Origin of the sequence: Cupriavidus sp. GA3-3, assembly GCF_000389805.1 — a bacterium.
Lineage (GTDB): Bacteria > Pseudomonadota > Gammaproteobacteria > Burkholderiales > Burkholderiaceae > Cupriavidus > Cupriavidus necator_D.
In genome coordinates this window covers 46,371-58,451 of the sequence record NZ_KB944501.1, presented here as the reverse complement: position 1 = coordinate 58,451, position 12,081 = coordinate 46,371, and the positions used below count along the sequence as shown (strand labels likewise).

The 12,081-nt window shown below is 70.5% G+C and carries 7 protein-coding genes; 4 read left to right on the top strand and 3 right to left on the bottom strand.

Features of this window, described 5'->3' with window-relative positions:
* Window positions 1-51 precede the first annotated feature (51 nt).
* The 3 genes from C265_RS24425 to phhA all read right to left on the bottom strand — a co-directional run bounded on the left by C265_RS24425 (window position 52) and on the right by phhA (window position 2,294).
* Window positions 52-756, bottom strand: coding sequence for a response regulator transcription factor (locus tag C265_RS24425; RefSeq protein ID WP_010811306.1), 705 nt, complete (start codon window positions 754-756; stop codon window positions 52-54).
* A 158-nt stretch (window positions 757-914) separates the two neighbouring features.
* On the bottom strand, window positions 915-1,214 hold the full coding sequence (locus tag C265_RS24420) for a 4a-hydroxytetrahydrobiopterin dehydratase (protein WP_010811305.1): 300 nt from the start codon (window positions 1,212-1,214) through the stop codon (window positions 915-917).
* A 150-nt stretch (window positions 1,215-1,364) separates the two neighbouring features.
* Window positions 1,365-2,294, bottom strand: a complete 930-nt coding sequence (gene phhA / locus C265_RS24415; protein WP_010811304.1) for a phenylalanine 4-monooxygenase — start codon at window positions 2,292-2,294, stop codon at window positions 1,365-1,367.
* A gap of 170 nt (window positions 2,295-2,464) precedes the next feature.
* On the opposite strand from phhA, the gene C265_RS24410 reads away from it, so the two are divergent.
* The 4 genes from C265_RS24410 to pbpC all read left to right on the top strand — a co-directional run bounded on the left by C265_RS24410 (window position 2,465) and on the right by pbpC (window position 12,057).
* Window positions 2,465-2,950 carry an Lrp/AsnC family transcriptional regulator gene (locus tag C265_RS24410; RefSeq protein WP_010811303.1) on the top strand — a complete coding sequence of 162 codons (486 nt, stop codon included), beginning with the start codon at window positions 2,465-2,467 and terminating at the stop codon, window positions 2,948-2,950.
* A 109-nt stretch (window positions 2,951-3,059) separates the two neighbouring features.
* Window positions 3,060-9,131 carry an MG2 domain-containing protein gene (locus C265_RS24405; RefSeq protein ID WP_037025238.1) on the top strand — a complete coding sequence of 2,024 codons (6,072 nt, stop codon included), beginning with the start codon at window positions 3,060-3,062 and terminating at the stop codon, window positions 9,129-9,131.
* A complete protein-coding gene (locus C265_RS24400) occupies window positions 9,128-9,832 on the top strand; it encodes a lysoplasmalogenase (RefSeq protein WP_011616248.1) in 705 nt (234 codons plus the stop codon). Before C265_RS24405 ends, C265_RS24400 begins: the two co-directional genes overlap by 4 nt.
* A complete protein-coding gene (gene pbpC, locus C265_RS24395; RefSeq protein WP_010811300.1) occupies window positions 9,829-12,057 on the top strand; it encodes a penicillin-binding protein 1C in 2,229 nt (742 codons plus the stop codon). Before C265_RS24400 ends, pbpC begins: the two co-directional genes overlap by 4 nt.
* Window positions 12,058-12,081 lie beyond the last annotated feature (24 nt).

The following is a 12,081-nucleotide window of genomic DNA, read 5'->3' as shown; positions in this document are numbered from 1 at the left end:
AGGCCGAAGGGCAGGGCCGCGTGTCGGATGACCGTGGCGGCCGGAGCGGTTTCATTGTCCGGCGCGGATCTGCAGCAGGTAGCCGAAGCCGCGCACGGTGACGATCTCGACATCGCTGTCCTCGAGCTTCTTGCGCACGCGGTGCACATAGACCTCGATCGCGGTGTCGCCCACGGTGTCGCCGCCTTCGCCGGCGGGGTGGGCAAAGGTGGCCAGGTGGTCCTGCAGCTGCGCCTTGCTGACCACGCGGCCCTGGCGCTGCAGCAGCAGTTCCAGCACCGCGAACTCGCGCGGCGACAGCTCCAGCGGGCGGGCGTCGATAAACATGCGGCGGTCGTTGCCCGACAGCCGCAGGCGCCCCAGGCGCACGTCGCGCTCGGGGGCGGCCTCGCCCTGCTGGCTGCGGCGCAGCAGCACGCGCACGCGCGCTTCCAGCTCGGGCAGGGCGAACGGTTTGATCAGGTAGTCGTCGGCGCCGGCGTTCAGGCCCGAGAGCTTGTCTTCCAGCTCGTCGCGCGCGGTCAGGATGATGACCGGGGTGGTGCGGTTGCGGGCGCGGTAGCGCGCCAGCAGGGTCATGCCGTCGATGCCGGGCAGGCCCAGGTCGAGGATGACCAGGTCGTGCTGCTCGCGCAGCAGGTGTTCGGTGGCATAGACGCCGTCGTGGACGACGCGCATCTGGTGGCCAGCGCGGGACAGGCCGGCTTCGACGCCGCTGGCAATCTGGCGGTCGTCCTCGATCAGCAGGATACGCATGGCGGCAGCTCGGGCAGGAAGTTGGGCATGGCTGGAGAGAAGGCCTCTTGGCGCACACGGGAGGTGCGGGCCTGCCGCAGATTGTACTAGGCGCGGGCCTCCGCTTCCTTACGGATTGCCTACAGCGGCCCGATCCGGCGCTGCCGCCGCGCCCGCGCTTAGTCGGTCACCGCGTCGGCGGCGCGCTCGATGAAGTGGGCCAGGTCGATATCGCGCTGGGTCAGGCCGTTGGCATCGTGCGTGGACAGCGTGATGTCGACCCGGTTGTAGACGTTGAACCATTCCGGGTGGTGGTCGGCCTTCTCGGCCTGGATCGCCACGCGGGTCATGAAGCCGAAGGCGGCATTGAAGTCATGGAAGGTGAAGCGCTTGAAGATCGCGTCGCGGTCCGGGACGGTGGTCCAGCCGGGCAGGTCTGCCAGCAGCGTGGCACGGGCTTGCGGGGAAAGCGGAGTCATAGGGGGCTCGATCTGGTCGTAACGAAAACGAAGGCCGCAAATCAATGCGGACAGCCGGCCCGCCCGCGCCGTGGCGGCGGGCATGCCGGCATTGTTTCACAAAGCGGGAAGCGGGGCAGGGCGCCCCGGGTTTGCCGGCAAGGGGCCGGATCAGATGTCTTCGGTATCGGCCCAGCCTTCGCGGGTGCCGACATTGAGCACCTGGTCGCCCGGGGCCACGTCGCCCGCGCCCAGCGTCGGCTGCGCGCGCAGTTCTTCGTACAGCGGCGCAAAGTCCGGCCGGGTGGCGTCGAACAGCTGTTCGAAGCTGTCGATCACGAAGTAGGTCTTCTGGAAGGTGTCGATGCGGTAGCGCGTGCGCATGATGCGGCGCACATCGAAGCCGATCCGGTTGGGGCTGGCCGAATCCAGGCTGTAGATCGACTCGCCCTGGCTCGACAGGATGCCCGCTCCGTAGATGCGCAGGCCCTGCGCGGTGCGGATCAGACCGAATTCAACCGTGTACCAGTACAGCCGCGACAGCATGTCCAGCGCGCCCAGCCCGTTCGCCTTCAGGCCGCCCTTGCCGTAGGCCTCCATATAGTCGGCAAAGACCGGGTTGATCAGCAGCGGCACATGGCCGAACACGTCGTGGAAGCAGTCCGGCTCCTGCAGGTAGTCCAGCTGCTCGGGCTTGCGCATCCACCAGCTGGCCGGGAAGCGGCGGTTGGCCAGGTGCTCGAAGAACACCTGGTCCGGCACCAGGCCGGGCACGGCCACGACCTGCCAGCCGGTGGCGCGCATCAGGGTTTCATTGAGCTGGTCGAAATCGGGGACGCGGTCCTTGTCCATGCCCAGCGTGGCCAGGCCCTGCAGGAATTCATCGCTGACACGGCCCTGCAGCATCGCGGCCTGGCGCTCGTACAGCTTGCGCCAGATGGCGTGGTCGGTGCTGGTGTAGCGGTGCACCGGCTGGGCGATGGTGAAGTCCGGGCGCAGTTCCTGGCCGGACAGCAGGCCGGCGTCGAACTGTTCCTTGAGCTTGTCGGTCAGGGTGCCCTGGAAGGCGCCGGGGGCTTCGGTGGCCGTGGCGATGGACATAGGTGCGCGTCTCCTTGTAATGCGTGCTTGCTGCATCGGTGGCAGCATCAATGCGGATTTACTGCGTAGTTTAGACATCCAGGCGCGCAGAAAGGCCGCAAAATCCGCTTGTATTGGTGTTGTGACGCATATAATGTGCATTATTCAACTGAAGAATGCGGGATTTGTGTATGACTGCCTCCGGCGTCTCCCTGGACCCCTTCGACCTCGCGCTGCTGGCCGTCCTGCAGGCCGACGGCCGCACCACCCACCAGCAGCTGGCCGAACGCGTGCACCTGTCGCCCAGCCAGGTCGGGCGCCGGCTGGCGCGGCTGGAAGCCGACGGCGTCATCACCGGCTACCGCGTCAACCTGTCATCGCAGGCGCTGGGCCTGGGGGTGATGGTCTTTATCAGCGTCAAGCTGGCCCACCATGCCGACACCATCATCGAACGCTTCCGCGAAGAGATCCTGCTGCTGGAAGAGGTGCAGGAGTGCTATTCGGTGGCCGGCGAGGCTGACTACCTGATCCGCGTGGTCGTGCCCGACCTGCCCACGCTGGCCGAATTCACCATGAAGCGGCTGATGCGGGTGCCGGGCGTGGAAAGCGTGCGTTCGAACATCGTGCTGACCGCGATCAAGTGCGACGGCCCGCTGCCGCTGTCGCACCTGCGCTGAATCTTTTCCTGCGGCGCGTTGCAGGTTTGCGTGCCGGTCTTGCGCTCCTGTGGCGTGCGTGTCACCCTCGCCGGGTGCCGCAAACGTGGCGGGAACGGAGGATGGCAGGATGAAGGGAATCGTCGCCCGAGCCGATCGGGGTCTTGGCAGGATGCCAATGCAATTGCATGCGCGGCGCGCAGTCCTGGCCCTGGTGGCCACGCTTGGAATCCTGGCAGCGGGCGGCGCGCAGGCCGCGCAGGTGACGCGCTTCTCCCCTGAAGGCACGGTCGGGCAGGTGCGGCAGGTGGCGATCCGCTTTGACGAGGCCATGGTGCCGATGGGCGACGTCCAGGCCACCGCGCCCGCGGCGGTTTCCTGCATCGGTGCCGGCACCGGCGGGCAGGCCCGCTGGATCGATGCGAAGAACTGGGTCTATGACTTTGCCAGCGACCTGCCGCCGGGCGTGCGCTGCACCGTGCGCATGCGCACCGGCCTGCGCAGCGTGGCCGGCACCGCCTATGCCGGCAAGCCGGAGTACCGTTTCGAGACCGGCGGCCCGACGGTCGTGTCCAGCCGGCCTGCGGGCGGCGAGATCGAGGAAGACCAGGTCTTTGCGCTGCGCTTCAATGGCGCCGCCACCGCGGCCTCGGTGCGCGAGCACGCCTGGTGCCAGGCGCAGGGGCTGGGCGAGCGCATCCCGGTGCGCTTGCTCGCCGGCAAGGAGCGCGATGCCGTGCTCGACGCCATCCACTGGGAACGCATCGCCAAGCAGGCGCCCGATGCCGTGCACCTGCTTGCCTGTCAGCAGCGGCTGCCGGCCGCGGCGCGGGTGCAACTGGTGCTGGGCGCGGGCATTGCCACGCCCTCCGGCGTGGCCACGCGCGACGAGCGCCGCTTTGACTACACCGTGCGCGAACCCTTCACCGCCAGCTTCAGCTGCGAGCGTGAACACGCGCAGTCGCCGTGCACGCCGCTGCGGCCGATGTCGGTCAGCTTCTCCTCGCCGGTGCCGCGCAAGCTGGCCGAGAGCGTGGTGCTGAAGACGCCGTCCGGCCCGCGCGCGCCGCAGTTCGATCCCGACCTGGCGCCGGACGCCAGCGTCAGCGCGCTGACCTTTGCCGCGCCGTTCGCGGAGAAGGCCCAGTTCACCATCGAAGTGCCGCGCAACCTGAAGGACGACAGCGGCCGCACGCTGGCCAATGCCGACCTGTTCCCGCTCAAGGTGGCCACGGCATCGATGCCGCCGCTGGCCAAGTTTGCCGCGGCGCCGTTTGGCGTGGTGGAACGCTTCGGCGAGCTGCCGCGCGGCAAGGCGCCGGCCGACTACCCGCCGCTGCTGCCGGTGACGCTGCGTAACGTCGAGGCTGACCTCGCCGTGCGCGGCGTGCAGGCCAGGGCCGGCACCGTGATGAAGCTGCGCGTGGACGACGACACTGCCGTGATGCAGTGGTTTGGCCTGGTGCGCCGCATGCATGAGGCCAGCTATACCCGGGCCGAGCTCGACGCCGTGCTGGCGGGCCGCTCCCCGTATCGAGTCAACAACCCGCGCAATGCCGTGTCGATCGAGACGCGCTCGGTGTCCCTGCTCGAGCGCGCCCCCGGCGTGCAGAAGCTGGCCGTGCCCAAGCCTTCGGGCGATGCGCCGCGGCCGTTCGAGGTGGTGGGCATCCCGCTGCCGGAACCGGGCTTCCATGTGGTGGAGATCGCCTCGCCGATGCTGGGCGAGTCGCTGCTGGGCAAGCGTGCGCCGATGTACGTGCGCACCGCGGCGCTGGTTACCAACCTGGGCGTGCATTTCAAGCTCGGCCGCAGCGCCGGCAATGAAGACGATGGCAGCCGCAGCGGGCTGGCCTGGGTCACCGCACTGGACGACGGCAAGCCGGTTGCCGATGCCGCCGTGACGGTGCGCGACTGCAGCGGCCGCCTGCTGGGCGAAGGGCGTACCGATGCCAGCGGCGTGGTGCGCTTTGCCAGCCTGGCGGCGGCGCCCGAGGGCGCCTGCGAGCAGAACGGGCTGTCGGGCTATTTCGTCTCGGCCCGCATCGGCGTCGGCCACCCGCAGGCACGCGGCAAGGCCGACATGGCCTTCGTGATGTCGGACTGGAACCGCGGCATCGAGAGCTGGCGCTTCAATGTGCCGACCGACACCGGCACCGCACCCACGGTGCGCGCCCACACCATCTTCGACCGCACGCTGCTGCGCGCCGGCGAGACCGTGTCGATGAAGCATGTGATCCGCGCCGAGACCGCGCAGGGCTTTGCCCTGCCGCCGGCCAGCCGACCGCTCCCCACGCGCGTGGTGATCCGCCATGAAGGCAGTGGCCAGACCTACGAGCTGCCGCTGCAATGGCGCCAGACCGCGACCGGCGGGCGCAGCGCGGAAAGCACCTTCCAGGTGCCGGCGGCGGCCAAGCTGGGGGTCTACAGCGTCGAGCTGGAAACGCAGAAGGGTGAAGGCGCGCAGGACAATGGCGGTGCGCGCGGCTACACCAGTGGCAGTTTCCGGGTCGAGGCATTCCGCTTGCCGGTGCTGGCCGGCACGCTACAGGTGGCAGGCAAGGCGGGGCCCGTGGTGGCGCCTGCCGAACTGCCGGTCGGCGTGGAGATCCACTACCTCTCCGGCGGCGGTGCGGCCGGGCTGCCCGTGCGTGTGTCCGCGCTGGTGCGCGACAAGTACGTCAGCTTCCCCGGCTATGACGAGTTCTCGTTCAACCCGCCGCGCGCGCAGCGCGAAAGCGCCAGCGGCGACGAGGAGATGGATGAGGACGAGCAGGGCGATGCCAGTGCCGACAGCCAGAAGCTGGTTGCCGACAAGCTGCCGGTGACGCTCGACAAGAACGGCAACGGCACCGTCACGCTGCGCAAGCTGCCCAAGATTGAAGCCCCGCGCGACCTGCTGCTCGAAGCCGGCTTTGCCGACCCCAACGGCGAGATCCAGACGCTGCGCCAGACCGTGCCGGTGTGGCCGGCGGCGGTGGTGGCCGGCATCCGCACCGATGGCTGGGTCTCGGTCAAGCAGAAGCTGGCCGTGCACGGCGTGGTGCTGGACGTCAACGGCAAGCCGGTGGCGGATGCGCCGGTCAAGATCAACGCGCGGGCACGCATCACCACCTCGGCGCGCAAGCGCGTGGTGGGCGGCTTCTACCGCTATGACAACCGCTCCGAGACGCGCGACCTCGGCACCGTGTGCGAGACCCGCACCGATGCGCAGGGCCGTGCGCGCTGCGACGTGGCGCTGGAGCAGGCCGGCCAGATCGAACTGGTGGCGAGCGCGCGCGACAAGGACGGGCGCACCGCGCAGGCGGCCTCGACGGTCTGGGTCACGCGCCAGGGCGAGCTCTGGTTCGGCGGCGAGAACCATGACCGCATCGACCTGCTGCCGGAGAAGAAGTCCTACGCGCCGGGCGACACCGCCGTGTTCCAGGTGCGCATGCCGTTCCGCCATGCCACCGCGCTGGTGGCGGTGGAGCGCGAGGGCATCTACCAGACCCAGGTGGTGGAACTGCATGGCAGCGATCCCACCGTGCGCGTGCAGGTGAAGCCGGAGTGGGGGCCCAACGTCTACGTGTCGGTGCTGGCCTTGCGCGGGCGCCTGCATGAGGTGCCCTGGTATTCGTTCTTCACCTGGGGCTGGCGCCAGCCGGGCGAGTGGTGGCGCGCGTTCCGCAGCGAGGGCCGCGAATACGCCGCGCCGACCGCGCTGGTGGACCTGTCCAAGCCGGCCTTCCGGCTGGGGCTCGCCGAGATCCGCGTCGGCAATGCGGGCCACCGGCTCGACGTTACCGTGACGCCGGACAAGGCCAGCTATCCGGTGCGCGGCAAGGCGCGCGTGGCGATCCAGGTGAAGCTGCCAGACGGCAAGCCCGCCGCCAACGGCGAAGTGGCGCTGGCCGCGGTGGACCAGGCCTTGCTGGAACTGATGCCCAACACCAGCTGGGATCTGCTCGATGCGATGCTGCAGCGGCGCGGCTACGGCGTGGAAACGTCGACCGCGCAGATGGAGATCATCGGGCGCCGCCACTACGGGCGCAAGGCGGTGCCGGCGGGCGGCGGCGGCGGCAAGAGTCCCACGCGCGAGCTGTTCGACACGCTGCTGGTATGGAACCCGCGCGTGCAGCTCGACGCCGAGGGCCGCGCCAGCATCGAGGTGCCGCTCAACGATTCGCTGACCAGCTTCCGCATCGTCGCGGTGGCGGACCTTGGCCTCGGCCGCTTCGGCACGGGCAGCGCCACCATCGCCGCCACGCAGGACCTGCAGGTGATTTCCGGCCTGCCGCTGCTGGTGCGCGAGGACGACCGCTACCGAGCCATGTTCACGCTGCGCAATACCACCAGGCGCGCGATGACGGTGCAGGCCAGCGCGCGCGGCACGCTGCTCGGCAATGAGGCCAGCCTGCCGGCGCAGACCGTGCAGATCCCTGCCGGCGAAGCGCGCGAGATCGGCTGGGACGTGACCGCGCCAGCGTTGCTGGCGTACTCACGCAGCGGCACCGTGATGTGGGAAGTGCAGGCGAGCGAGCAGGGCACGGGGGGCGCGGCCGACCGCATCAAGGTGTCGCAGCAGATCGTGCCGGCGGTGCCGGTGACAGTGCAGCAGGCCACGCTGGCGCAGGTGTCGCCGTCGCTGTCGGTGCCGCTCAAGGCACCGCCGGGCGCGCTGGCGGATCCTGCGGGCAAGGTGCGCGGCGGGCTGCAGGTGAACTTCCAGTCGTCGCTGGCGGGCGGCATGCCGGGCGTGCGCGAGTGGTTCCGCAACTACCCGTTCACCTGCCTGGAGCAGCGCGCATCGAAGGCCATCGGCCTGAACGACACCGCCGCGTGGGACGCGCTGATGACGCAGCTGCCGTCCTACCTCGATGCCAACGGGCTGGCCTCGTACTTCCCGCTGAACGCCGACGGCGACTTCGGCAGCGAAGTGCTGACCGCCTACCTGCTGGCGGTCACCGACGAGGCCGCGCGCGCCGGGCTGGCGCTGCGCATCCCCGACGCGCAGCGCACGCGGATGGAGCGCGGGCTGACCGACTTCGTCGAAGGCCGCATCCGCCGCGACAGCTGGGCCCCGGTGGCCGGAACGCAGTACCTGGACGCGCGCAAGCTGGCCGCGCTCGAGGCGCTGTCGCGCACCGGCCATGCGCAGGCGCGCATGCTGGGCTCGATCCAGATCCTGCCGGCGCAGTGGCCGACCTCGGCGCTGCTGGACTGGACCCTGCTGCTCACGCGCATGCAGGACATCCCGCAGCGCGAGCAACGCCTGGCCGAGGCGCAGCAGCTGCTGCGCTCGCGCCTGACGGTGCAGGGCACGCGCCTGGCGTTCTCCACCGAGCGCAACGACAACTGGTGGTGGATGATGGCCGGCGGCGACACCAATGCCGCGCGCCTGCTGGCGCTGGCGTCGGAACTGCCGGGCTGGAAGGAAGATGCGCCGCAACTGGCCACCGGGCTGCTGGGCCGACAGGTGCATGGTGCCTGGGGCACCACCACTGCCAACGCGTGGGGCATGCTGGCGGTGACGCGCTTCTCGCAGGCGTTCGAGAAGACCCCGGTGGCGGGCACCACGCGGGCGAGCGTGAGCAATGCGGCCGACGCCTCGCGCAGTTTCGACTGGGCGCGCGCGCAGCGCACCGACGGTATGGCTCAGGGCAGCGTCGAGCTGCCGTGGCCGACCGGCGCCGACGGCGGCACGCTGCAGGTGGAGCACGCCGGCGCCGGCCAACCGTGGGCCACGGTGCAGGCGCTGGCGGCGGTGCCGGTGACCGCGCCGCTGGCCGCGGGCTACCGCATCAAGCGCACCGTGACGCCGCAGGAGCAGGCGGTGCAGGGCAAGTGGTCGCGCGGCGATGTGTACCGCGTCAAGCTGGAGATCGATGCGCAGGCCGACATGACCTGGGTGGTGGTCAGCGATCCGGTGCCTGCCGGCGCCACCATCCTCGGCAGCGGCCTGGGCCGTGACTCCACGATCGCCACGCGCGGCGAGCGGCGCAAGGGCGCGGCCTGGCCGGCCTACACCGAGCGCACGCCGCAGGCCTACCGCGAGTACTTCGGCTACCTGCCCAAGGGCACGGTATCGGTCGAATACACGGTGCGGCTGAACAACGCCGGCGACTTCGCGCTGCCGCCCACGCGCGTGGAAGCGCTGTACGCGCCCGACGTGTTCGGTGTGGCGCCCAATGCGCGGCTGGCGGTGGGGGCGCGCCCATGAGCTGGCTGGCAATGATGATGCCGGCACGCGTGCGCGAGTGGTGGCTCGCGGGCACGCTGGCCGGCATCATCTACGGCGCGCTGCTGGTGCAGGTGGCGATCGAGCTGCCTGAAGGCGCGCCGCTGACCGGGCATATCGCCATGCAGCCCGCGTGGAAGACCGCGATGGCGCTGCTGCTGGCACGCGCCGCGTGGTTCCACCGGCCGCTGGTTGAGCGCCGCTGGCTGGTCACTGCGCTGCTGTTCTCGGCCCTGGGCGACCTCCTGCTGGCGCTGCCGACGCTGACGTTTTCGTTCATGGGCGGGCTTGGCGCCTTTTTGCTCGCGCACCTGGCCTACCTGCGCGTACTGGTGCCGCTGGCGGGCGACACGCGTCCGCACCGGCTGATTGCGTGCGGCGCCATGCTGGGCGTGGCGGGCACCATGCTGGGCCGCTTCTGGCCCAATATGGGCCCGCTGACGGTGCCGGTGGCGGTATACGTGGGCGTGCTTGCGGCGATGGCCTGCAGCGCGCTGGTGGCGCGCCTGCCCACGCCGCTGGCGGCGCTGGGGGCGCTGTGCTTTGCCGCATCGGACATGATGATCGGCATCGCGCGCTTCCTGGTGCCGTTCGAATCTTTCCAGCTTGGCATCTGGTGGACCTACGCCGCGGCCCAGGTGCTGCTGGTGGCGGGCATCGTGGCGGGACGCGAGCAGGCATGAAGCAGCGCTGTATTCGCATGGTGCTGGCGACGGCGTTGATCTGGTCCGCGCCGGCCATGGCGCTGCCGTCCTTCGAGCAAGTCCGTACCGACTGGCGCAGTGCCGACGTGGTGGTGCTGGACCGCCACGGCGATACCGTGGGCCGCGTGCGCGACGACTTCCGCGCGCGCCGCGGCGACTGGGTCGCGCTGGCCGATACCTCGCCCGCGCTGCGCACTGCCATCGTGCTGTCGGAGGACCGGCGCTTCTATGCCCACAGCGGGGTCGACTGGCAGGGCGTGGCGGCCGCGGCCTGGGCCAACCTGTGGAACACACGCACGCGCGGCGCCTCGACGCTGACCATGCAGCTGGCGGGCCTGCTCGATGAGGACCTGCGCCGGCCGGGCGCGCCGGGGCAGGGCCGCAGCTTGACGCAGAAGCTGGGGCAGGCCGCCGGTGCGGCGGCGCTGGAGCGCAGCTGGAGCAAGGACCAGATCCTGGAGGGCTACCTGAACCTGGTGCCGTTCCGCGGCGAGCTGGTGGGCCTGTCTGCGATGTCGCAGGTGCTGTTCGGCAAGTACCCCGAAGGGCTCAACGCGAGGGAATCGGCCCTGGCGGTGGCGCTGGTGCGCGCGCCCAATGCCAAGGCCGCCCAGGTGGCAAGCCGCGCCTGCGGCATCCTGCGCGAGATGCGCCTGCCGCGCGAGTGTGAAGGCCTGGAAGGCTTTGCGCAACTGGCGCTGCTGCGCACCGGGCCGGTCGCACAGCGCGCCGCGGCCGCCACGCCATCGGCGTCGTCGCCGCAGCTGGCACCGCACCTGGCACGGCGCCTGGTCGGCGAAGCGCGCTCGCAACTGGCCGCGGGCGTACCCATGCCTGCGCGCATCGCGTCCACGCTCGATGCCCGCCTGCAGCGCGAGGCTGCCACCAGCCTGGACCGGCACCTGCGCGAACTGGCCGGGCGCAATGTCGAGGACGGCGCGGTGGTGGTGATCGACAATGCCAGCGGCGACGTGCTGGCCTATGTGGGCTCGTCGGGCACGCTGTCAGGCGCCGCGCAGGTGGACCACGCGGCGGCGCTGCGGCAGGCGGGCTCGACGCTCAAGCCCTTCCTGTACGAGCAGGCGCTGGAAGAGAAGCGGCTGACCGCGGCTTCGCTGCTGGACGACCGGCCGGTGAACCTGCCGGTCGGCGGCGGGCTCTACGTGCCGCAGAACTACGACCACCGCTATGCCGGCTGGGTCAGCCTGCGCGCGGCGCTGGCCGCGTCGCTGAACGTGCCCGCAGTGCGCACGCTGGTGATGGTGACCCCGCACCGCTTCCACAAGCGGCTGGTGGCGTTGGGGCTGCCGTTGACCGAGGCCGGCGACTACTACGGGTTCAGCCTGGCGCTGGGCAGCGCCGACGTGTCGCTGCTGGCGCTGACCAATGCGTACCGGGCACTGGCCAATGGCGGGCGCTACGCGCCGCCACGGCTGCGGGAAGGGGCGCCGCCAGCCGCATCGATGACAGTGGTGATGCAACCAGGCGCCAGCTACGTGATTGCCGACATCCTGTCGGACCGCCATGCGCGCGCGCGCACCTTCGGCCTGGACAGCCCGCTCACCACGCGCTTCTGGACCGCGGTGAAGACCGGCACCAGCAAGGACATGCGCGACAACTGGTGCATCGGCTGGTCGCAGCACTACACCGTGGGCGTGTGGGTGGGCAATGCCAGCGGCGCCAGCATGCACGAGGTCTCGGGCGTATCGGGCGCAGCGCCGGTCTGGCACGACATCATGGAAGCGCTGCACCGCACGCGCGCCAGCCACGCGCCCGCCATGCCCGACGGCGTGCAGCGCGTGGCGCTGAGCTTCGACGACGGCCTGGAGCCGGCGCGCGATGAAGTCTTTCTGGCCGGCACGGCGATCCGGCGCGTCAGCGTGAGCGCACCCGCCGCGCGCCCGACCGCACCCGTGATCGCCAATCCCGCCGACGGCACCGTGTTTGCGCTGGACCCCGACATGCCGCCCGCGGCGCAGCGGGTCTGGTTCCATGCCGAGGGCGTGGCCGGCCAGACCGCGCGCACGGTCAGCTGGCGCATGGACGGCAAGCCGCTGGGGCGCGGCGGCGAGGTGGCATGGCTGCCGTGGCCGGGGCGGCACCAGGTGGAGCTGCTCGATGCGTCTGGCAAGGTGGTGGACCGCATCGGCATCGAGGTGCGTGGCGCGTCAGTGCGCGCGCCGGTGCCAGCGGCCAAACGCTGAGGCCGCTGGCGCTCTGTGCGCAAT